Consider the following 22,642-nt stretch of genomic DNA (forward strand, 5'->3'; position numbering starts at 1 on the left):
CAAATTCTGTTTAATCTGTATCAGGCTGAAAATTTCGTCTCTTCGCCGAAACACCTTCGGCGTTGTAAGGTTAAGCCTCACGGTTCATTAGTATCGGTTAGCTCAACGCATCGCTGCGCTTACACACCCGACCTATCAACGTCGTCGTCTTCAACGTTCCTTCAGGAGACTTAAAGTCTCAGGGAGAACTCATCTCGGGGCAAGTTTCGTGCTTAGATGCTTTCAGCACTTATCTCTTCCGCATTTAGCTACCGGGCAGTGCCATTGGCATGACAACCCGAACACCAGTGATGCGTCCACTCCGGTCCTCTCGTACTAGGAGCAGCCCCCCTCAATTCTCCAGCGCCCACGGCAGATAGGGACCGAACTGTCTCACGACGTTCTAAACCCAGCTCGCGTACCACTTTAAATGGCGAACAGCCATACCCTTGGGACCTACTTCAGCCCCAGGATGTGATGAGCCGACATCGAGGTGCCAAACACCGCCGTCGATATGAACTCTTGGGCGGTATCAGCCTGTTATCCCCGGAGTACCTTTTATCCGTTGAGCGATGGCCCTTCCATTCAGAACCACCGGATCACTATGACCTGCTTTCGCACCTGCTCGCGCCGTCACGCTCGCAGTCAAGCTGGCTTATGCCATTGCACTAACCTCCTGATGTCCGACCAGGATTAGCCAACCTTCGTGCTCCTCCGTTACTCTTTGGGAGGAGACCGCCCCAGTCAAACTACCCACCAGACACTGTCCGCAACCCGGATTACGGGTCTACGTTAGAACACCAGCCATTAAAGGGTGGTATTTCAAGGTTGGCTCCACGCAGACTGGCGTCCACGCTTCAAAGCCTCCCACCTATCCTACACATCAAGGACCAGTGTTCAGTGTCAAGCTATAGTAAAGGTTCACGGGGTCTTTCCGTCTTGCCGCGGGTACACTGCATCTTCACAGCGAGTTCAATTTCACTGAGTCTCGGGTGGAGACAGCCTGGCCATCATTACGCCATTCGTGCAGGTCGGAACTTACCCGACAAGGAATTTCGCTACCTTAGGACCGTTATAGTTACGGCCGCCGTTTACCGGGGCTTCGATCAAGAGCTTCGCGTTGCCGCTAACCCCATCAATTAACCTTCCGGCACCGGGCAGGCGTCACACCGTATACGTCCACTTTCGTGTTTGCACAGTGCTGTGTTTTTAATAAACAGTTGCAGCCAGCTGGTATCTTCGACTGATTTCAGCTCCGCCCGCAGGGGCTTCACCTACACATCAGCGTGCCTTCTCCCGAAGTTACGGCACCATTTTGCCTAGTTCCTTCACCCGAGTTCTCTCAAGCGCCTTGGTATTCTCTACCTGACCACCTGTGTCGGTTTGGGGTACGATTTCGTGTTACCTGATGCTTAGAGGCTTTTCCTGGAAGCAGGGCATTTATCACTTCAGCACCGTAGTGCCTCGTCATCACACCTCAGCGTTAATAAGGTACCGGATTTACCTGGAACCTCCGCCTACATGCTTAAACCGGGACAACCGTCGCCCGGCTGACATAGCCTTCTCCGTCCCCCCTTCGCAGTAACACCAAGTACAGGAATATTAACCTGTTTCCCATCGACTACGCCTTTCGGCCTCGCCTTAGGGGTCGACTCACCCTGCCCCGATTAACGTTGGACAGGAACCCTTGGTCTTCCGGCGAGCGGGCTTTTCACCCGCTTTATCGTTACTTATGTCAGCATTCGCACTTCTGATACCTCCAGCATGCCTCACAGCACACCTTCAACGGCTTACAGAACGCTCCCCTACCCAACAACACATAGTGTCGCTGCCGCAGCTTCGGTGCATGGTTTAGCCCCGTTACATCTTCCGCGCAGGCCGACTCGACCAGTGAGCTATTACGCTTTCTTTAAATGATGGCTGCTTCTAAGCCAACATCCTGGCTGTCTGTGCCTTCCCACATCGTTTCCCACTTAACCATGACTTTGGGACCTTAGCTGGCGGTCTGGGTTGTTTCCCTCTTCACGACGGACGTTAGCACCCGCCGTGTGTCTCCCGTGATAACATTCTTCGGTATTCGTAGTTTGCATCGGGTTGGTAAGCCGGGATGGCCCCCTAGCCGAAACAGTGCTCTACCCCCGAAGATGAGTTCACGAGGCGCTACCTAAATAGCTTTCGGGGAGAACCAGCTATCTCCCGGTTTGATTGGCCTTTCACCCCCAGCCACAGGTCATCCGCTAATTTTTCAACATTAGTCGGTTCGGTCCTCCAGTTAGTGTTACCCAACCTTCAACCTGCCCATGGCTAGATCACCGGGTTTCGGGTCTATACCCTGCAACTTAACGCCCAGTTAAGACTCGGTTTCCCTTCGGCTCCCCTATACGGTTAACCTTGCTACAGAATATAAGTCGCTGACCCATTATACAAAAGGTACGCAGTCACCCCATAAAGAGGCTCCCACTGCTTGTACGTACACGGTTTCAGGTTCTTTTTCACTCCCCTCGCCGGGGTTCTTTTCGCCTTTCCCTCACGGTACTGGTTCACTATCGGTCAGTCAGGAGTATTTAGCCTTGGAGGATGGTCCCCCCATATTCAGACAGGATACCACGTGTCCCGCCCTACTCTTCGAGTTCACAGCAAGTGTGCTTTCGTGTACGGGACTATCACCCTGTACCGTCGGACTTTCCAGACCGTTCCACTAACACACAAGCTGATTCAGACTCCGGGCTGCTCCCCGTTCGCTCGCCGCTACTGGGGGAATCTCGGTTGATTTCTTTTCCTCGGGGTACTTAGATGTTTCAGTTCCCCCGGTTCGCCTCGTTAACCTATGTATTCAGTTAACGATAGTGCAACGAATTGCACTGGGTTTCCCCATTCGGACATCGCCGGGTCAAGGGTTCATATCACCTCGCCGGCGCTTTTCGCAGATTAGCACGTCCTTCATCGCCTCTGACTGCCAGGGCATCCACCGTGTACGCTTAGTCGCTTAACCTCACAACCCGAAGATGTTTCACTTCTGATTGCGAAAATTTGAGAGACTCGAACACACATGAGCTGTGTGTCGTTTCAATTTTCAGCTTGATCCAGATTTTTAAAGAGCAAAACTTCGCAGTGCACCTTTTCAGGTTCACTCTGAAGTTTTCTTGTGTTCGCAGTAAAAGATGGTGGAGCTATGCGGGATCGAACCGCAGACCTCCTGCGTGCAAGGCAGGCGCTCTCCCAGCTGAGCTATAGCCCCATCGTAGTCACCTCTGTACCGGTAATTTTTGTTGAGGCAAGGCGTGGTGACACGAAGCATACTTATGTATGTGAGTGTCGCCGCAACGCAGCATCAGCAAAAATTTGGTAGGCCTGAGTGGACTTGAACCACCGACCTCACCCTTATCAGGGGTGCGCTCTAACCACCTGAGCTACAAGCCTGTAGAGGTTTTTTACTGCTGTTTTTCATCAGACAATCTGTGTGGACACTACAAAGGCAGGTTCTTTAAGGTAAGGAGGTGATCCAACCGCAGGTTCCCCTACGGTTACCTTGTTACGACTTCACCCCAGTCATGAATCACAAAGTGGTAAGCGCCCTCCCGAAGGTTAAGCTACCTACTTCTTTTGCAACCCACTCCCATGGTGTGACGGGCGGTGTGTACAAGGCCCGGGAACGTATTCACCGTGGCATTCTGATCCACGATTACTAGCGATTCCGACTTCATGGAGTCGAGTTGCAGACTCCAATCCGGACTACGACGCACTTTATGAGGTCCGCTTGCTCTCGCGAGGTCGCTTCTCTTTGTATGCGCCATTGTAGCACGTGTGTAGCCCTACTCGTAAGGGCCATGATGACTTGACGTCATCCCCACCTTCCTCCAGTTTATCACTGGCAGTCTCCTTTGAGTTCCCGGCCGGACCGCTGGCAACAAAGGATAAGGGTTGCGCTCGTTGCGGGACTTAACCCAACATTTCACAACACGAGCTGACGACAGCCATGCAGCACCTGTCTCAGAGTTCCCGAAGGCACCAAAGCATCTCTGCTAAGTTCTCTGGATGTCAAGAGTAGGTAAGGTTCTTCGCGTTGCATCGAATTAAACCACATGCTCCACCGCTTGTGCGGGCCCCCGTCAATTCATTTGAGTTTTAACCTTGCGGCCGTACTCCCCAGGCGGTCGACTTAACGCGTTAGCTCCGGAAGCCACGCCTCAAGGGCACAACCTCCAAGTCGACATCGTTTACGGCGTGGACTACCAGGGTATCTAATCCTGTTTGCTCCCCACGCTTTCGCACCTGAGCGTCAGTCTTTGTCCAGGGGGCCGCCTTCGCCACCGGTATTCCTCCAGATCTCTACGCATTTCACCGCTACACCTGGAATTCTACCCCCCTCTACAAGACTCTAGCCTGCCAGTTTCGAATGCAGTTCCCAGGTTGAGCCCGGGGATTTCACATCCGACTTGACAGACCGCCTGCGTGCGCTTTACGCCCAGTAATTCCGATTAACGCTTGCACCCTCCGTATTACCGCGGCTGCTGGCACGGAGTTAGCCGGTGCTTCTTCTGCGGGTAACGTCAATCGACAAGGTTATTAACCTTATCGCCTTCCTCCCCGCTGAAAGTACTTTACAACCCGAAGGCCTTCTTCATACACGCGGCATGGCTGCATCAGGCTTGCGCCCATTGTGCAATATTCCCCACTGCTGCCTCCCGTAGGAGTCTGGACCGTGTCTCAGTTCCAGTGTGGCTGGTCATCCTCTCAGACCAGCTAGGGATCGTCGCCTAGGTGAGCCGTTACCCCACCTACTAGCTAATCCCATCTGGGCACATCCGATGGCAAGAGGCCCGAAGGTCCCCCTCTTTGGTCTTGCGACGTTATGCGGTATTAGCTACCGTTTCCAGTAGTTATCCCCCTCCATCAGGCAGTTTCCCAGACATTACTCACCCGTCCGCCACTCGTCAGCGAAGCAGCAAGCTGCTTCCTGTTACCGTTCGACTTGCATGTGTTAGGCCTGCCGCCAGCGTTCAATCTGAGCCATGATCAAACTCTTCAATTTAAAAGTTTGATGCTCAATGAATTAAACTTCGTAATGAATTACGTGTTCACTCGTTGAGACTTGGTATTCATTTAGTGTCCGAGGACATTAAGAATCCATGTCACTTTGAGTGCCCACACAGATTGTCTGATAAATTGTTAAAGAGCAGTTGCGACGCGCTTCAGCGCTCTGTCGCGAGGTGGCGTATATTACGCTTTCCTCTTTCAGAGTCAACCCTGATTTTCAGGATTTTTTCTCTTCAACCGACCGGGTTATCTGTGAAGTGATTCACATCCGCCGTGTCGATGGAGGCGCATTATAGGGAGCCGCCGAGGAATGACAAGCGGAAAAATGCATTTTTATTTCAACCGCTCACCTTTTCGCCAAAACGCCTTATTTTTGGTGCTTTTTAATCTCTTTTGGCAGTTCTGCCAGACTAGTTATCACCCAGTCGGCTGCATTTTCTGCTTCTGTGGTGACCGGTTTACCGGTACGCACTAATACCTTGGTACCTACACCTGCCGCCGCTGCTGCCTGCATATCTTCCAGTTTATCGCCCACCATATAAGATGCGGCCATATCAATGTGCAGGAATTCCTGTGCAGAGATAAACATGCCCGGGTGTGGCTTACGGCAATCACAGGTCTGACGATACGCCTCTACACTTCCCTGCGGGTGATGCGGACAATAATAGATGCCATCAAGATCGACGCCACGATCGGCCAGAGACCAGTCCATCCATTCCGTCAGCGTCTCGAATTGCGCTTCGGTGAATTTACCCCGGGCGATACCGGACTGGTTAGTCACCACCACCAGCGCATAGCCCATCTCTTTCAACTGGCGCATGGCATCTATTACGCCCTCGATAAACTCGAACTCATCAATCTCATGGACGTAACCGTGATCCACATTAATAGTGCCGTCACGATCGAGAAAAATTGCGGGTACAGATTTTGCCACCGGTTTGCTCCTGAAAAAGTCTTGTTCAGCTAGTATCTCATGAATCGCAGCGCAATAAAGTGCTCATCGCACAGAGGTGGATTGATTTAGACGTCTGGATGCCTTAACATCCATTTTGTTTACGGTCATTCCCCGTATCTGGCAGAAGAAAATGCCACGGCTAACTTACTTACGATAAAAATAATCTAATGATTAAACTTTCCAATATCACCAAAGTGTTCCAGCAGGGGAACCGAACCATTCAGGCACTGAACAACGTCAGCCTGCATGTGCCTGCTGGTCAGATTTATGGCGTCATTGGCGCATCGGGTGCGGGTAAAAGTACGCTGATCCGTTGTGTTAACCTGCTTGAGCGCCCAACCCAGGGCAGCGTAGAAGTTGGCGGCCAGGAGCTTACCGCTCTCTCAGAAAAAGAACTCACCAAAGCGCGTCGCCAGATTGGCATGATTTTCCAGCACTTTAACCTGCTGGCATCCCGCACCGTGTTCGGCAACGTTGCCCTGCCGCTTGAGCTGGATAACACGCCGAAAGAAGAAGTTACGCGTCGCGTCACCGAACTGCTCGACCTTGTTGGTCTGGGCGACAAGCATGATAGCTACCCGGCAAATCTGTCCGGTGGGCAAAAACAGCGTGTGGCCATTGCCCGCGCGCTGGCAAGCAATCCTAAGGTGCTGCTGTGCGATGAAGCCACCAGCGCGTTAGACCCGGCCACTACGCGCTCTATTCTGGAACTGTTAAAAGACATTAACCGTCGCCTGGGCCTGACGATTCTCCTTATTACGCATGAAATGGATGTAGTGAAACGCATCTGCGACTGCGTGGCGGTCATCAGCAACGGTGAGCTGATTGAGCAGGACACGGTGAGTGAAGTCTTCTCGCACCCGAAAACGCCGCTGGCTCAGCAGTTCATTCAGTCCACACTGCATCTGGATATTCCGGAAGATTATCTGGAACGTTTAAAAACAGACGCAACGCCTGACAGCGTCCCGATGCTGCGCATGGAGTTCACGGGCCAGTCCGTTGACGCACCGCTGCTGTCCGAAACCGCGCGTCGCTTTAACGTGAATAACAACATTATTAGCGCGCAGATGGACTACGCCGGTGGCGTGAAGTTCGGCATTATGCTGACGGAAATGCACGGCACACAGGAAGAAACCCAGGCGGCAATTGCCTGGCTGCAAGAACATCACGTAAAAGTAGAGGTACTGGGTTATGTCTGAGCCGATGATGTGGCTACTGGTTCGCGGCGTTTGGGAAACGCTGGCAATGACCTTCGTATCGGGCTTCTTTGGTTTTGTGATTGGGCTGCCGGTCGGCGTGCTGCTGTACGTTACGCGACCGGGTCAAATTATTGAAAACGCGAAGCTGTATCGCACGCTCTCTGCGCTGGTGAACATTTTCCGGTCTATTCCGTTCATTATTCTGCTGGTGTGGATGATTCCGTTTACGCGCGTGATCGTCGGGACGTCGATTGGTTTGCAGGCAGCTATTGTCCCGCTGACCGTAGGCGCGGCACCGTTTATCGCCCGTATGGTGGAAAACGCCCTGCTGGAAATCCCAACCGGCCTGATCGAAGCTTCCCGCGCTATGGGTGCGACGCCAATGCAGATCGTTCGCAAAGTTCTGCTGCCAGAGGCGCTGCCTGGGCTGGTGAACGCAGCAACCATCACGCTTATCACCCTGGTCGGTTATTCCGCAATGGGAGGTGCCGTAGGTGCTGGCGGTTTAGGCCAGATTGGATATCAGTACGGCTATATTGGCTATAACGCTACCGTAATGAATACCGTTCTGGTATTGCTGGTTGTGCTGGTTTACTTAATTCAATTCTCTGGCGATCGTATCGTCCGGGCTGTTACGCATAAATAACGTTACAAACAACACAAACTCGACGAGTTAAGGATATAACATGGCGTTTAAATTTAAGACCTTCGCAGCAGTAGGCGCACTGATTGGCTCGCTGGCACTGGTGGGTTGCGGTCAGGACGAAAAAGATCCAAACCACATCAAAGTAGGCGTTATCGTCGGTGCAGAACAGCAGGTTGCTGAGGCCGCGCAGAAAATCGCTAAAGAGAAATATGGCCTGGACGTTGAACTGGTGACCTTCAACGATTACGTTCTGCCGAACGAAGCGCTGAGCAAAGGCGACATTGACGCTAACGCCTTCCAGCATAAACCGTACCTGGATCAGCAGATCAAAGATCGCGGCTACAAACTGGTTGCTGTCGGTAACACCTTCGTTTACCCGATTGCCGGTTACTCCAAGAAAATTAAATCTCTGGATGAACTCCAGCCGGGTTCACAGGTTGCCGTCCCTAACGACCCAACCAACCTTGGCCGTTCCCTGCTTCTGCTACAGAAAGTGGGCCTGATTAAACTGAAAGAAGGCGTTGGCCTGTTACCGACCGTTCTGGACGTAACCGAAAACCCGAAAAATCTGAAAATTGTTGAGCTGGAAGCACCACAGCTGCCACGTTCTCTGGATGATGCGCAGATCGCCCTGGCCGTGATCAACACCACTTACGCCAGCCAGATCGGCCTGACCCCAGCGAAAGATGGCATCTTCGTTGAAGATAAAGATTCCCCGTACGTCAACCTGATCGTGACTCGCGAAGACAACAAAGACGCGGAGAATGTGAAGAAATTCATACAGGCATATCAGTCTGAAGAAGTGTACCAGGAAGCCAATAAGGTGTTTAACGGCGGCGCGGTTAAAGGCTGGTAATCTCCCGGCAGTGTAATATCATCAAGACGGGCATTTGCCCGTCTTGTCATTTGTGCGGTCAACTGCTTCAATATCTGACGTTTTGATTATCCACTGAGGAATTATTATGCGTGCTTTACCGATCTGTTTTTTAGCACTGATGCTGAGCGGCTGTTCTATGCTAAGCAGATCTCCTGTTGAACCTGTTCAAAGCACTGCAACCCCGCCAAAAGCGGAGCCAGCAAAACCGAAAGCGCCTCGCGCTGCGCCGGTACGTATTATTACCAAAGCCGACGAGCTGGTCGGTAAGCCATTCCGTGAACTGGGCGAAGTGAGCGGCGAATCCTGCCAGGCAACGAATCAGGACTCCCCACCCAATATTCCGACAGCCCGCAAGCGTATGCAAATCAACGCGTCGAAAATGAAAGCCAACGCGGTGCTGCTGCACAGCTGCGAAGTCACCAGCGGCACACCTGGTTGCTATCGCCAGGCGGTATGTATCGGTTCTGCGCTTAACATTACGGCGAAATGAGTTCATTTCAGTTCGAGCAGATAGGCGTTATCCGCTCCCCTTATAAAGAAAAGTTCGCCGTTCCACGTCAGCCGGGTCTGGTCATTAACGGCGGCGGCGAGCTTCATCTTGTCGCGCCGTATAATCAGGCCGATGCAGTGCGCGGGCTTGAGGCGTTCAGCCATTTATGGGTGGTCTTTGTATTTCACCAGACCATGGAAGGCGGCTGGCGTCCTACCGTGCGTCCGCCTCGTCTGGGCGGAAATGCTAGAATGGGTGTCTTTGCCACCCGCTCAACCTTTCGTCCCAACCCCATCGGGATGTCGCTGGTCGAGCTGAAAGGCATACGTTGTCAGAAAGATCAGGTGATCCTGGAGTTAGGTAGCCTTGACCTGGTTGATGGCACGCCGGTCATAGATATTAAGCCTTACCTGCCCTTCGCCGAAGCGCTGCCGGATGCCCGGGCAAGCTATGCTCAGGACGCACCGCAGGCAGATATGCCGGTTCACTTCACGTCTGAAATAACGACGCAAATCAGCGAGCTGGAAAAGCGTTATCCTCGCCTGCGTGACTTTATCGTTGAAGTGCTGGCCCAGGACCCCCGTCCCGCCTACCGCAAAGAAGAGGAAGCCGGGAATACGTACGCCGTCTGGCTGCTGGACTTTAACGTGCGCTGGCGCGTGACTGCGGCGGGTTTTGAAGTGTTTGCCCTGGAACCCAGGTAATTTTGTTCTCCTCTCTTTTGGCATCTTTGCCACACTGGTAAACTAAACCACTTTTTTTGTGTCAGGCTGGTGTTTCAGCCTGTTCCAATCGTCGAAATGGAACCGTAACAACATGCGTACTAGCCAATATCTGCTCTCCACTCTGAAGGAGACACCTGCCGACGCCGAGGTGATCAGCCACCAGCTGATGCTGCGCGCCGGGATGATCCGCAAGCTGGCCTCCGGGTTATACACCTGGCTGCCGACCGGCGTGCGCGTCCTGAAAAAAGTCGAAAACATCGTGCGTGAAGAGATGAACAACGCCGGTGCTATCGAGGTGTTAATGCCGGTCGTTCAGCCCTCTGAACTGTGGCAGGAGAGCGGTCGCTGGGAGCAGTACGGTCCTGAACTGCTGCGTATTGCCGATCGTGGCGATCGTCCATTCGTCCTCGGCCCAACGCATGAAGAAGTGATCACCGATCTGATCCGTAATGAGCTGAGCTCTTACAAACAGCTGCCGCTGAACTTCTTCCAGATCCAGACCAAGTTCCGTGACGAAGTGCGTCCACGCTTTGGCGTCATGCGTTCTCGTGAATTCCTGATGAAAGATGCTTACTCTTTCCATACTTCTCAGGAATCGCTGCAAGAGACCTACGACAAAATGTACGCGGCCTACAGTAAAATCTTCTCCCGCATGGGGCTGGATTTCCGTGCTGTACAGGCTGATACCGGTTCAATCGGCGGTAGCGCCTCCCATGAATTCCAGGTTCTGGCGCAGAGCGGCGAAGACGATGTGATCTTCTCTGACTCCTCTGATTACGCCGCGAACATCGAATTTGCAGAAGCGCTGGCACCGAAAGAACCACGCGGCGCGGCAACGCAAGAGATGACGCTGGTTGATACGCCAAACGCGAAAACTATCGCCGAGCTGGTTGAGCAGTTTAATCTGCCGATCGAAAAAACCGTGAAAACCCTGCTGGTGAAATCGGCTGAAGGTAGCGCTTATCCACTGGTTGCCCTGCTGGTACGAGGCGATCACGAGCTGAACGAAGTGAAAGCCGAGAAGCTGCCGCAGGTTGCCAGCCCGCTGACCTTCGCAACGGAAGCGGAGATCCGCGCCGTGGTGAATGCAGGTCCTGGTTCTCTGGGTCCGGTGAACATGCCTGTTCCGGTGGTCATTGACCGCACCGTTGCGGCGATGAGCGACTTCGCTGCGGGCGCAAACATCGACGGTAAACACTACTTCGGCATCAACTGGGATCGTGACGTGGCGACGCCGGAAGTGGCTGACATCCGTAACGTGGTCGCAGGCGATCCAAGCCCGGACGGCAAGGGTATCCTGATGATCAAACGCGGTATCGAAGTAGGCCACATCTTCCAGCTGGGCGATAAGTACTCGCGCGCAATGAACGCTGCCGTTCAGGGCGAAGATGGCCGTAACCAGGTTCTGACCATGGGCTGCTACGGCATTGGCGTAACGCGCGTTGTTGCTGCCGCTATCGAGCAGAACTATGACGAACGCGGAATCGTCTGGCCGGATAACATCGCGCCGTTCCAGGTGGCGATCCTGCCAATGAACATGCACAAGTCTTACCGCGTGCAGGAGCTGGCTGAGAAACTCTACGCTGAGCTGAGTGCGAAAGGTATCGACGTGCTGATGGATGACCGTAAAGAGCGTCCTGGCGTGATGTTTGCTGACATGGAACTGATCGGTATTCCACACACCATCGTCATTGGCGACCGTAACCTCGACAGCGACGAGATTGAATACAAATACCGTCGCGACGGCGAAAAACAGATGATCAAGACGGGAGATATTCTTGATTACCTGGTGAAAGCCATCAAAGGTTAAGAAACAAAAAACCCCGCCAGTGCGGGGTTTTTTAATGGCTATATCTTATTTGCTTTCGCAGTCTTTCCCCGCAGCAAACTTCGCATCTTTATCTGCCACCAGCGTTTTCACCAGCTCGCCGCTATCCGGGTTTGGCTCCAGCGTAAAGTGCCCTTCAACCGTCAGCAACACTGGCTTACTGTCGTTGCCGCGCGCGACGGCATAGTCTCGCTCCAGCTGGGCATTGTTCGCCACGCTGACTTTCTTCCCGGTTGCACAGTCAGTGAAGATCGCCGCATCCGCCATGTAGAAATACATCCCTCGCATCGCCATTGGGGTGGCTGGCAGGGTCGCTTTCACCGGGGCCAACGTGTAGTTGAACTGGGATTCAATCGGATTGCCTTCGCGATCGAGCATCTCCATCCCCTCGCCTTTGGCGCGGAAGAAGGTTTTATCGCCCGTGGTATCCGTCAATACCAGCTTCTCAGCCGTACGCGCCCATGTTCCGTAAGATGCAAAAGAAGACGGTTCTTTCGCCCCCTGGTAACGCTGGTTCATGACCCAGGTGCCATCTTTTTGCAGGAACAGAGAGGTTTCGATGCCCTCGCAATCTGCACACGGTAATACGCCGCGCCAGCTTTGCTGCATCGGCTTTAATTCTTCATTTTGCGTTGGCTGTAGTACCTGCGTTTCTGAACGGTTATTACAGCCAAAAAGCGCGAACAGGCTTGTCACGGCCAGCGCTGATAATAATGCTTTTTTCACAATACTTTCCTTATGAAAAAGGGTATCCCTTTCGTCACATTATGGGTGACGGACTTTGCCACGCAGTGATTTTACAGTGGATTTCTGCGCCTTCGATGACAACCGACGTTCTTTCGATGCCCGCGTTGGACGTGTTGCCCGGCGACTTTTTTGTACAGCCGTCAGCTCTTTAATGACCGCGACCAGCCGGGCTATTGCCGCTTCCCGGTTAAGCTCCTGGCTGCGATACTCCTGCGCTTTAATCACCATCACACCCTCGCTGGTGATCAGGTGATGGCTGGCGGCAAGCAGGCTTTCTTTATAATACTCTGGCAGGCTGGAGGCCCGAATGTCAAAGCGCAAATGGATAGCCGTTGAGGCCTTGTTAACGTGCTGTCCCCCTGCTCCCTGGGCCCGGATGGCGGTGATCTCCAGCTCGTTATCAGGGATGCTGACGTTTCGGGACAATACAATCATGATGCGGGCTGCCAGGCCGCGAGATGAATTTCCAGATTATTCTGAGAACCGGAAAGCCAGATGGCGCCGTCCTGAATCGTCGCCTGTAGCGCCATCGTCCGGCTGGCGAACGCACTCAGCTGCGCCAGCTGTTCATCATCCAGATACCAGACGGTAAGATTTTTGAACTGCGCACATTTATTTTTATTTTGTTGCCACCAGATCTCCGCCGCTCTCTGGTTGTAGGCAAACAACGCCACTTCAGCAGACTGGGTGCAGGCCTTTTTGATCCGGCGTTCATCCGGCAGGCCAAGCTCAATCCATAAATCGATACCCAGATGATCGTTGCGCAGCCAGGCTTCCGGTTCATCTTCCGCGCTTAAACCACGGGTAAATTGCAGACGCTCGTCGGCATACTTAATCCACGCCAGCAGGCGCAGCATCATGCGCTCCTGGGTTTCAGAAGGGTGACGCGCCAGCGTCAATGACGCATCCAGAAACTGGTTACGGTCAAGATCCGCCACATTGACCACAGCTTTATAAATTGTCGCTTTCAGCGCCATGAGAGAACTCCTTTCGAATCAGGCATACATTGTAGCGAAAACCGCGGCAAAAGGCTGTTACGAGGTGGTGGCTCCCTCTTATCAAGGCGCTGATATTGCTTAAATGAGTATGGTATAGTCACCTTGCTAAACCGAGTTTAACTTCGTAGGCTTAATGATATCTCACAGTAAGTCAGTACGCTGGCAGGAGGTGATGTGAATAATTATTGTGAGTTGATTCGCAGACGGTATGCGGAGATCGCCAGCGGAGATCTGGGGTACATTCCGGATGCGTTGGGCTGTGTATTGAACGTGCTAAATGAAGTGGCCTCTGATGAGAGCCTTTCTGAATCGGTCAGGGAAAAAGCAGCGTATGCTGCGGCGAATTTACTGGTGAGCGATTATGTCGATGAATGATACCTATCAACCCATCAATTGTGATGACTATGACAACCTCGAACTCGCCTGCCAGCATCATTTAATACTGACGCTGGAGCTAAAAGATGGCGAAGTGCTAAAGGCAAAGGCCAGCGATCTGGTTTCCCGTAAAAATGTGGAATACCTGGTTGTGGAAGATGCAGGTGCAACGCGTGAGCTACGCCTCGACAAAATTGCCAGTTTCAGCCATCCGGAAATCGGCACCGTTGTGGTGAGCGAATCCTGATAACCAACGGGCAGCCAGGCTGCCCGTTACGCTTTCCATTCAAAATTAACTCCCGCTTCAGCCCATCCCTCTTCAGTGATGAAAACCCCTGCCGCCGCGATGAGCGTGTCGCCGTAAAACAGAAGCGGCGTGGTATCACGTCGCCAGGGCGGAACGTTCTGTTCCTGCCAGATTTTCTTCAGCTTACGCCCGCCGTTACGCCCGACGATATGCAGCATGCCGCTGGCCCTGAAGCGTATGGTAACGTTCTCGTCCGGCTCAGGTAGACGCACATTGCCCGAATGGCTTAACGCAACGACACCGGCATTCATCGGTAGCGTTAATGCTTTTTCCGGCGACGGCCAGTCGAGCACAACGTCAGCCAGCGACGGCACAGATTTTACCCACCAGAGTTGCCCTTTATAGCGCCTGACGTCATAACCATTCAGGTGTATACACGGGGCGGCATCTTCCCTCGCCTGTGCAACTTCCTCCCAGATACGGTTGAGCATCGCCCGGGACGGCATAACCGCACGCTGGGAAGCCAGCCAGCGGCGAATCAGAGCAGCCCGACGCACGGGGCTCATCACCATCAACGGCGCAATGTTCAGGGCACCGTCAGCGGTAATCAGCGTATCCAGCTCCCCGCTCAGCAACTCATCCAGCAAGCTTTCCTGTTCAGCACACAGCATGGCGCTTCTGGCCGCCGCTTCGGAAAAATGCGCCCAGCGCTCACTCAGCAGCGGTAAGACGCGCAGGCGCAGGAAGTTACGGTCGTAACTGTCGTCCTGATTGCTCTCGTCTTCAATCCAGCACAGATGATGCTGCTGCGCCCAGGCTTCCAGTGATGCGCGCGTCTCACCCAGTAGCGGGCGGATGAGCTCTGTTTCAGCAAAATCAGCGCGCTCAGGCATGGCGGATAAACCCGCAGGCCCGCTGCCCCGCTTGAGCGCCAGTAAAAACGTCTCGCACTGATCGTCCAGATGCTGCGCGGTGACCAACGCTTCCCCTTGCTGTAATGCGCCGGAAAACGCGGCGTAGCGGGCTTTCCGCGCCTGCGCCTCAATACCCAGCCCCTCATCCTCAAGCGTGACGCGTTCAACGATCAGCGGGATCGCCCACCCTGAACACACCGCTTCGCAGTGCGCTACCCAGTCGTCGGCATGGGGGCTTAAGCCGTGATGGATATGCATCGCCCGCAGCTGGACGTCAGGCTCACGGTCGCGCCAGAGCTTAAGGCGGTGCAGCAAAACGGTGGAATCCAGGCCACCGCTGAACCCCACCAGCAGCTGGCGATAGGGTGAAACGGCGTGCGCGATAGCAGGTAAGGTCATAGGAAATTACACATAAAAAATGCCCGAACTGAACGGGCATTATCACACATGACGGCGATTACTGCTGGTAAAGCTCCAGCGGCAGGCCGTCCGGATCGTTGAAAAAAGTGAAACGTTTATCGGTAAAGGGATCGACACGAATCGCTTCGCAGGCCACGCCGTGGGCATCCAGATGTTTTACCGCGCTGTCCAGGTCATCGACGCTGAAGGCCAGGTGGCGCAGGCCGCAGGCTTCCGGGCGTGAAGGACGCGCTGGCGGGAAAGGAAAAGAGAACAGTTCAATCACATATTGTCCGTTTAACGCCAGATCGCCTTTCCAGGAGTCGCGCTCCTCACGGTAAGCCTCGCTCAACAGCGTAAAGCCGAGAACGTCGCAGTAGAATGCCTTACTTTTCGCGTAATCGGTGGCAATGATCGCAATATGATGAACCGCTTTTAAACCCAGCATAGTTTCTCCTTTTTATGATGCTCTGAACGTTACAACCGACAACCCGCCCCTGGCAAGCAGACCCTTTTATTTTAGGACTCTCACCCAGTACACGCCGTTATCATCGCGTTTCGCGCCATGAATGTCCGTTTCAAAGCCCGGATAGTGGCGCCCTACCGAACAGAGCATCAGCAGGAAATCGAGCACCGCCCGGCTCTCCTCGGTGATCATTTCACCCGGCATCAGCAGCGGCACGCCCGGCGGATAAGGCAGGATCATGTTGGCCGATACCCGCCCGACCAGATTCTCCAGCTCAACGGTTTCAACCTCCCCTTTCACCTGGCGTTGCCACGCCCTGTGCGGCGTCAGCTTCATTTCAGGCAGAACATCAAATGCCTGCAACATCAGGCGCGGCAGATCGTGCTGGCGGATCAGCCTGTGGATCCCCTGGGCCAGATCCTGAATACGCATATTGCGATAGAAGTCAGGATCTTCCGCGTAGAGATCCGGCAGCATATTCTTTACCCGCAGGTTCAGATCATATGCGCGCTTAAACTCCATCAGTCCGCGCAACAGCCCCATCGCGCGGGTTTTATCGATCCCGATGCTGAACAGGAACAGCAAATTATAGGGGCCGGTTTTCTCCACCACCACGCCGCGCTCATCAAGGAACTTCGCCACCAGCGCAGCCGGGATCCCTTCCTCACCCATCACGCCCTGCTCATCCATGCCCGGCGTCAGGATCGTCACCTTAACCGGATCGAGGAACATGTGGTCCGCATCGGCATCCCGAAAACCGTGCCAGCTCTCCCCCGGCGCGACGGGCCAGCATTCTGCCTCATCAATCTCTTCCGGCTGCCAGATATCAAAGAACCAGCCGTCCGCTTCATCTTTAAGTCGCTGAACCTCTTTTCGGAAATGCAGCGCCCGTTCCACCGAACGATTGATCAGGCGTTTACCCGGATTACCGCGCAGCATCGCCGCCGCCGTTTCGATGGACGCCACCAGCGGGTAGCTCGGCGACGTGGTCGTGTGCATCATAAAGGCTTCGTTGAAGGTGTCCTCGTCGTACTCGCCCTTGATGTGAATAAGAGACGCCTGGGAAAACGCGGCCAGCATTTTGTGCGTCGACTGCGTTTCGAAGAACACCTTGCCCGGCACCCGCTCGCCGCTCATCCCACTTTTACCCGAGTAAATCGGGTGGAAATTGGTGTAAGGCACCCACGCGGAGTCAAAGTGGATCGACGGCACGTCGAGCGTCTGCTTGATCCAGTTCGTGTTGTAAAGCAGCCCGTCATAGGTGGAGTTGGTGATCACCGCGTGCACAGGCCAGCTTGCCTCGGGGATCGCCGCGATCTTATTTTCAATGGCTTCATGCGCGAATTCACGGCGAGGAATGCCGCCGAGAATACCCAGCGCATTACGCGTAGGCGACAGCCAGAGCGGCACCACGTCGCTCATCATCAGCAAATGCGCCAGTGATTTATGGCAGTTGCGGTCAATCAGCAGCGTACTGCCGGCAGGCGCGGCGTACATCCCGACGATTTTGTTCGAGGTTGAGGTACCGTTGGTCACCATGTAGCTTTGCTCGGCGCCAAAGGTCCGGGCGATGTACTCTTCGGCTTCCAGATGCGGGCCGGTATGATCCAGCAGAGAGCCTAACTCGGTGACCGAAATCGACACATCCGCCTTCAGCGTGTTACCGCCAAAGAAATCGTAGAACAGACATCCCACCGGGCTTTTTTGATAGGCTGTTCCCGCCATGTGGCCTGGCGTACAGAAGGTGTACTTCCCTTCATTCACATAGGTGAACAGCGCGCGCGTGAACGGCGGTGTGATGTTATCGAGGTATTCACCGGTGTACTGCTGAATGCGGGTCGCAATGTCCTCGGCAACGCCGAGTGAGTATTCGAAGAACCACAGCGCCATACGCATATCATGCGCGCTCACGTCCATGGTCGAGTGAGTGTTGATAAACGCGTACAGCGGAAGATATTCGTTGAGCTTATTGATATCGCTGCACAACTCCATGTCGTATTCGTCCCAGTCGAATATCACGCCACAGATGCGCGGATTGTGTTCGATAAATTTCAGCAGGTCGGCGCTGTTTTGCGGCCAGATCAGCTGGTATCCGCGTGCTTTAAGGGCTTGCTCCAGCTCCTTGATGGGTTCGTCTTTATAAAAGACGCCGTGTGGCCCCATGATGGCAATGATGTTCATGGTTTACCTCCTTGAAAAACATCAGATAAGCATAGTTAAGGTAAACGGCAGGTATAAAAAAAGCCGCAACAATGTGCGGCTTTTAGGATAATTGTGAGGTTTACGCGTAACCGTAGGTCATCAGACGCTGATAACGACGGTTGAGCAGATCTTCTGTGCTCAGCACGTCCAGGTCCGCCAGATCTGCCAGCAGCTGCGCTTTCAGGGAAGCAGCCATCACTTCCGGCTTACGGTGCGCGCCGCCCAGCGGTTCAGGGATAACGGTGTCGATCAGCTTCAGCTCTTTCAGACGTGGGGCAATGATGCCCATCGCTTCAGCAGCCAGCGGCGCTTTATCGGCACTTTTCCACAGAATGGAGGCACAGCCTTCCGGAGAGATAACGGAATAGGTACTGTACTGTAGCATATTCACTTTATCGCCCACGCCAATTGCCAGCGCACCGCCGGACCCACCTTCACCGATAACGGTACAGATGACCGGCACTTTCAGGCGAGACATCTCACGCAGGTTGCGTGCGATGGCTTCAGACTGACCGCGCTCTTCAGCGCCAACACCCGGGTAAGCACCCGGCGTGTCGATGAAGGTGATGATAGGCATATTGAAACGCTCAGCCATCTCCATCAGACGCAGGGCCTTACGGTAGCCTTCTGGCGCTGGCATACCGAAGTTACGACGGATTTTCTCTTTGGTTTCACGGCCTTTCTGATGACCAATAATCATCACCGGACGTCCATCCAGACGCGCGATACCGCCGACGATAGCTTTATCGTCAGCGTATGCGCGGTCGCCTGCCAGTTCGTCAAATTCGTCAAACGCCAGGCGGACATAATCCAGGGTGTACGGACGCTGTGGATGACGCGCCAGCTGGGCGATCTGCCATGCGCCGAGATCGGCAAAGATTTTGCGCGTCAGTTCTACGCTTTTTTCGCGCAGACGATGCACTTCTTCGTCGATGTTAATATCCAGTTTTTCATCCTGACGGCTCACGGCTGTCAGAGAATCGATTTTCGCTTCCAGCTCTGCAATCGGCTGTTCGAAATCAAGGAAATTCAGACTCATAGTATTCCTGTATTAGTCAAACTCCAGTTCCACCTGCTCCGAACCAATGAGGCCACGGAGATCGTTCAGTAAACGATCGCTCGGAGAGACACGCCACGTTGCACCAAAGCGCAACCGCGCACGTGCATCCGCCCTCTGATAGTAGAGATGTACTGGAATGGTCCCCGAGCGGTGGGGTTCCAGAGACTGACGGAGTCGGTTTAAAAGCTGGTCATCAATTTGCCTGTCCGTCAGCGAGATAGCAAGCCCGCGAGCATATTTTTCCCGGGCTTCGTCAATGTCCATCACTTCGCGGGCGGTCATTTTAAGCCCCCCGCTGAAGTCATCAAAGCTGACCTGTCCGCTGACGATAAGTATGCGGTCTTTTTCCAGCAATTGCTGGTATTTATCCAGCGCGTCGGTGAACAACATCACCTCCAGACGCCCGGAACGGTCATCCAGGGTACAGATGCCGATACGATTGCCGCGCTTGGTGACCATTACCCTTGCAGCAATCACGAGCCCCGCAGCCGTGGTGATTTTACCACGTTCTGTCGGATGCATGTCTTTAAGCCTGTGGCCGCCGACATAGCGCTCAATTTCTTTCAGATACTGGTTGATCGGGTGCCCCGTCAGGTACAGGCCTAACGTCTCACGCTCCCCATCCAGCACCACCTGTTCTGGCCAGGGCTGGCAGTTGGAATAAGACTGCTCAATCTGCTCTGGCTCTTCCGCCAGCACGCCGAACATATCAGCCTGGCCAATGGCTTCCGCTTTCGCGTGCTGATCGGCTGCTTTCAGCGCATCGCCGAGCGAGTTCATCAGCGCGGCGCGGTGTGGCCCCAGCCGGTCAAACGCGCCGGACATGATCAGTTTTTCCAGCACGCGGCGGTTCAGTTTTTTGGTATCGGTGCGGGCGCACAGATCGAACAGCTCGCGGAAATAGCCGCCGTTGTTACGCGCTTCGATGATCGCCTCGATCGGCCCCTCACCCACGCCCTTGATCGCGCCGATCCCATAGACGATTTCCCCGTCATCGTTAACGTGGAAATGGTACAGGCCAGAGTTAATATCCGGCGGCAGGATCTTCAGCCCCATGCGCCAGCACTCGTCCACCAGGCCAACCACCTTCTCGGTGTTGTCCATATCGGCGGTCATTACCGCCGCCATAAACTCAGCGGGATAGTGAGCCTTCAGCCACAGCGTTTGATACGAAACCAAAGCATAGGCGGCGGAGTGGGATTTGTTAAATCCGTACCCGGCGAATTTCTCCACCAGGTCGAAGATTTTCATCGCCAGTTCGCCATCGACGCCGTTTTTCTTCGCCCCATCCTCAAAGATGGAACGTTGCTTGGCCATCTCTTCCGGCTTTTTCTTACCCATCGCACGACGCAGCATGTCTGCGCCGCCAAGGGTATAACCAGAAAGCACCTGGGCGATCTGCATGACCTGTTCCTGATACAAGATGATGCCATAGGTTGGCTCCAGTACCGGTTTCAGGCTTTCATGCTGCCACTGCACGTCCGGGTAGGAAATCTCTTCGCGCCCGTGTTTACGGTCGATAAAGTTATCTACCATCCCCGACTGCAACGGCCCCGGACGGAACAGGGCCACCAGCGCGATCATATCTTCGAAGCAGTCTGGTTGCAGACGCTTAATCAAATCTTTCATGCCGCGGGATTCAAGCTGGAAGACGGCTGTCGTCTCCGAGCGTTGCAGCATGTCGAAACTTTTCTTGTCATCAAGCGGGATAGCCGCGATATCCAGCGGAGGCTCGCCGTTCTTCTCGCGACGGGCGTTGATCATCTCCAGCGCCCAGTTGATGATGGTCAGCGTACGCAGACCGAGGAAGTCGAACTTCACCAGCCCGGCGTATTCTACGTCGTTCTTGTCGAACTGGGTGACCGGATGCTGACCCGCTTCGTCGCAGTACAGCGGCGCAAAGTCGGTGATTTTGGTCGGGGCGATAACCACACCCCCCGCATGCTTACCGGCGTTACGCGTGACGCCTTCCAGCTTGCGCGCCATGTCGATCAGCGCTTTGACCTCTTCGTCGGCTTCGTAGATTTCCGGCAGCTGAGGTTCAGCTTCAAAGGCTTTCGCCAGCGTCATGCCCGGATCGGGCGGCACCAGCTTAGAGATACGATCGACAAAACCGTACGGGTGGCCCAGAACGCGGCCCACGTCGCGGATAACCGCTTTCGCGGCCATCGTACCGAAGGTGATGATCTGCGAAACCGCATCACGACCGTACATATCGGCCACGTGCTCAATCACCTGGTCGCGTTTTTCCATGCAGAAGTCGACGTCAAAGTCGGGCATGGAGACACGTTCCGGGTTGAGGAAACGTTCGAACAGCAGGTCAAATTCCAGCGGATCGAGATCGGTGATTTTCAGGGCATACGCCACCAGCGAGCCGGCACCAGAACCACGGCCCGGACCTACCGGCACGCCGTTATCTTTCGACCACTGGATGAACTCCATCACGATCAGGAAGTAGCCTGGGAACCCCATCTGGTTGATCACCTGGAGTTCAATATCCAGGCGCTCGTCATATTCAGGACGCTTCTCTTTACGGACCGCTTCATCCGGGAAGAGGAATTCCAGACGCTCTTCCAGACCCTCTTTCGATTTCATGACCAGGAAATCTTCGGTGGTCATGTCGCCCGTCGGGAACTGCGGCAGGAAGTATTCGCCGAGACGCACGGTGACGTTACAGCGCTTGGCAATCTCTACGCTGTTTTCCAGCGCTTCCGGGATGTCCGAGAAGAGCTCACACATCTCCTCTTCGCTGCGCATGTACTGCTGCGATGAGTAGTTGCGCGGACGTTTCGGATCGTCGAGGGTGAAGCCGTCGTGGATGGCGACGCGAATTTCATGCGCGTCAAAATCACCCGCCTCAAGGAAGCGCACATCGTTGGTGGCCACCACAGGCAGGCCACGCGCTTCCGCCAGGGCGACGGCCGCATGCAGGTAGCTCTCTTCATCCGCACGCCCGGTACGGATCAGCTCCAGGTAATAACGATCCGGGAAATACTCTTCGTAGAACGAGACGCACTGATCCACCAGCGCGTTATTACCGCGTAGCAGACATTTGCCGACATCTCCCATACGGCCACCGGAGATCAGCAGCAAACCTTCGTTCAGCTCCGCCAGCCAGTCGCGGTCAATCCATGGACCCAGTGCGCCGTAACCGCGCTGGTAGGCTTTTGAGATCAGCAGAGTGAGGTTCTGATAACCCGTGTTATTCATGGCTAACACGGAAATTTGCGTCATCTCATCGCCGAGCAGGTCGCTCTGCACATGAAAATCCGCGCCGACGATGGGCTTTAATCCTGCGCCATGCGCCGTTCCGTAGAACTTCACCAGGCCACACAGGTTGGTAAAATCGGTGATCGCCAGCGCAGGCATGCCAAGCGAGGCCGCCTTTTTTACCAGCGGCCCGGTCTTTGCCAGCCCATCGATCATGGAGTAGTCGCTATGCACCCGCAGGTGTACGAAACGTGGTTCAGCCATCTTCAGATCCCGCGTTACTTAATT

General features: G+C 54.3%; 17 protein-coding genes, 2 tRNA genes and 2 rRNA genes. 8 read left to right on the plus strand and 13 right to left on the minus strand.

Annotated features, from left to right (window positions below):
* Window positions 1-66: 66 nt before the first annotated feature.
* The 5 genes from O1722_RS18845 to gmhB form a co-directional block, all read right to left on the minus strand.
* Window positions 67-2,971, minus strand: a 23S ribosomal RNA gene (locus O1722_RS18845).
* 170 nt (window positions 2,972-3,141) lie between these two features.
* Window positions 3,142-3,217, minus strand: a tRNA-Ala gene (locus O1722_RS18850).
* A 105-nt stretch (window positions 3,218-3,322) separates the two neighbouring features.
* A tRNA-Ile gene (locus tag O1722_RS18855) sits at window positions 3,323-3,399 on the minus strand.
* Between the two features lie 70 nt (window positions 3,400-3,469).
* Window positions 3,470-5,011: ribosomal RNA gene (locus O1722_RS18860) — 16S ribosomal RNA — on the minus strand.
* The 16S and 23S rRNA genes sit together here with 2 tRNA genes alongside, the layout of an rRNA operon.
* 372 nt (window positions 5,012-5,383) lie before the next feature.
* Window positions 5,384-5,950 carry a D-glycero-beta-D-manno-heptose 1,7-bisphosphate 7-phosphatase gene (gene gmhB / locus O1722_RS18865; protein ID WP_017694475.1) on the minus strand — a complete coding sequence of 189 codons (567 nt, stop codon included), beginning with the start codon at window positions 5,948-5,950 and terminating at the stop codon, window positions 5,384-5,386.
* Window positions 5,951-6,138: 188 nt separating this feature from the next.
* On the opposite strand from gmhB, the gene metN reads away from it, so the two are divergent.
* The 6 genes from metN to proS all read left to right on the plus strand — a co-directional run bounded on the left by metN (window position 6,139) and on the right by proS (window position 11,718).
* Window positions 6,139-7,170 carry a methionine ABC transporter ATP-binding protein MetN gene (gene metN / locus O1722_RS18870; protein WP_006810022.1) on the plus strand — a complete coding sequence of 344 codons (1,032 nt, stop codon included), beginning with the start codon at window positions 6,139-6,141 and terminating at the stop codon, window positions 7,168-7,170.
* Window positions 7,163-7,816 carry a methionine ABC transporter permease MetI gene (locus O1722_RS18875; protein ID WP_003856130.1) on the plus strand — a complete coding sequence of 218 codons (654 nt, stop codon included), beginning with the start codon at window positions 7,163-7,165 and terminating at the stop codon, window positions 7,814-7,816. The genes metN and O1722_RS18875 overlap by 8 nt, the downstream gene beginning before the upstream one ends.
* Before the next feature lie 40 nt (window positions 7,817-7,856).
* Window positions 7,857-8,672 carry a methionine ABC transporter substrate-binding lipoprotein MetQ gene (gene metQ / locus O1722_RS18880; RefSeq protein WP_003856132.1) on the plus strand — a complete coding sequence of 272 codons (816 nt, stop codon included), beginning with the start codon at window positions 7,857-7,859 and terminating at the stop codon, window positions 8,670-8,672.
* 106 nt (window positions 8,673-8,778) lie between these two features.
* The gene (rcsF, locus tag O1722_RS18885) at window positions 8,779-9,183 is read left to right on the plus strand and encodes an Rcs stress response system protein RcsF (RefSeq protein ID WP_015572735.1); all 405 of its coding nucleotides are present in this window, start codon (window positions 8,779-8,781) and stop codon (window positions 9,181-9,183) included.
* Entirely contained in the window at window positions 9,180-9,887 is a 708-nt protein-coding gene (gene tsaA, locus O1722_RS18890; RefSeq protein WP_015572734.1) for a tRNA (N6-threonylcarbamoyladenosine(37)-N6)-methyltransferase TrmO, read from the plus strand. Before rcsF ends, tsaA begins: the two co-directional genes overlap by 4 nt.
* Before the next feature lie 112 nt (window positions 9,888-9,999).
* Window positions 10,000-11,718 carry a proline--tRNA ligase gene (gene proS, locus O1722_RS18895; protein WP_033486502.1) on the plus strand — a complete coding sequence of 573 codons (1,719 nt, stop codon included), beginning with the start codon at window positions 10,000-10,002 and terminating at the stop codon, window positions 11,716-11,718.
* A 45-nt stretch (window positions 11,719-11,763) separates the two neighbouring features.
* Here the strand turns inward: proS and nlpE are convergent, their stop codons facing one another.
* Genes nlpE through O1722_RS18910 form a run of 3 tightly spaced genes read right to left on the minus strand, consistent with a single transcriptional unit; the run spans window position 11,764 to window position 13,460 of the window.
* Entirely contained in the window at window positions 11,764-12,462 is a 699-nt protein-coding gene (nlpE, locus tag O1722_RS18900; RefSeq protein WP_017383734.1) for an envelope stress response activation lipoprotein NlpE, read from the minus strand.
* Between the two features lie 39 nt (window positions 12,463-12,501).
* Window positions 12,502-12,918 (minus strand): alternative ribosome rescue aminoacyl-tRNA hydrolase ArfB, encoded by a 417-nt coding sequence (arfB, locus tag O1722_RS18905; protein ID WP_006810027.1) that lies wholly within the window; start codon window positions 12,916-12,918, stop codon window positions 12,502-12,504.
* Entirely contained in the window at window positions 12,915-13,460 is a 546-nt protein-coding gene (locus O1722_RS18910) for a YaeQ family protein (protein ID WP_033486501.1), read from the minus strand. The genes arfB and O1722_RS18910 overlap by 4 nt, the downstream gene beginning before the upstream one ends.
* A 195-nt stretch (window positions 13,461-13,655) precedes the next feature.
* On the opposite strand from O1722_RS18910, the gene O1722_RS18915 reads away from it, so the two are divergent.
* Both O1722_RS18915 and rof read left to right on the plus strand, forming a co-directional pair.
* Window positions 13,656-13,856: a YaeP family protein gene (locus O1722_RS18915; protein ID WP_003856146.1), complete on the plus strand. Its 201-nt coding sequence runs from the start codon at window positions 13,656-13,658 to the stop codon at window positions 13,854-13,856.
* Window positions 13,843-14,103 carry a Rho-binding antiterminator gene (gene rof, locus O1722_RS18920; RefSeq protein ID WP_003856148.1) on the plus strand — a complete coding sequence of 87 codons (261 nt, stop codon included), beginning with the start codon at window positions 13,843-13,845 and terminating at the stop codon, window positions 14,101-14,103. The genes O1722_RS18915 and rof overlap by 14 nt, the downstream gene beginning before the upstream one ends.
* A gap of 26 nt (window positions 14,104-14,129) precedes the next feature.
* Here rof and tilS read toward each other — a convergent pair whose 3' ends face one another.
* From tilS to dnaE, 5 genes are all read right to left on the minus strand, one after another.
* Window positions 14,130-15,416, minus strand: a complete 1,287-nt coding sequence (gene tilS / locus O1722_RS18925; RefSeq protein WP_033486499.1) for a tRNA lysidine(34) synthetase TilS — start codon at window positions 15,414-15,416, stop codon at window positions 14,130-14,132.
* Window positions 15,417-15,474: 58 nt separating this feature from the next.
* Window positions 15,475-15,864 (minus strand): VOC family protein, encoded by a 390-nt coding sequence (locus O1722_RS18930; RefSeq protein ID WP_033486498.1) that lies wholly within the window; start codon window positions 15,862-15,864, stop codon window positions 15,475-15,477.
* Window positions 15,865-15,930: 66 nt separating this feature from the next.
* Window positions 15,931-18,063, minus strand: a complete 2,133-nt coding sequence (locus O1722_RS18935) for a lysine decarboxylase LdcC (protein ID WP_015572729.1) — start codon at window positions 18,061-18,063, stop codon at window positions 15,931-15,933.
* Between the two features lie 100 nt (window positions 18,064-18,163).
* Window positions 18,164-19,123: an acetyl-CoA carboxylase carboxyl transferase subunit alpha gene (accA, locus tag O1722_RS18940; RefSeq protein WP_003856154.1), complete on the minus strand. Its 960-nt coding sequence runs from the start codon at window positions 19,121-19,123 to the stop codon at window positions 18,164-18,166.
* Between the two features lie 12 nt (window positions 19,124-19,135).
* Window positions 19,136-22,618, minus strand: a complete 3,483-nt coding sequence (gene dnaE, locus O1722_RS18945) for a DNA polymerase III subunit alpha (protein WP_017694479.1) — start codon at window positions 22,616-22,618, stop codon at window positions 19,136-19,138.
* Window positions 22,619-22,642 lie beyond the last annotated feature (24 nt).

Source organism: Enterobacter cloacae complex sp. HYC003_NIDB (genome assembly GCF_056673375.1).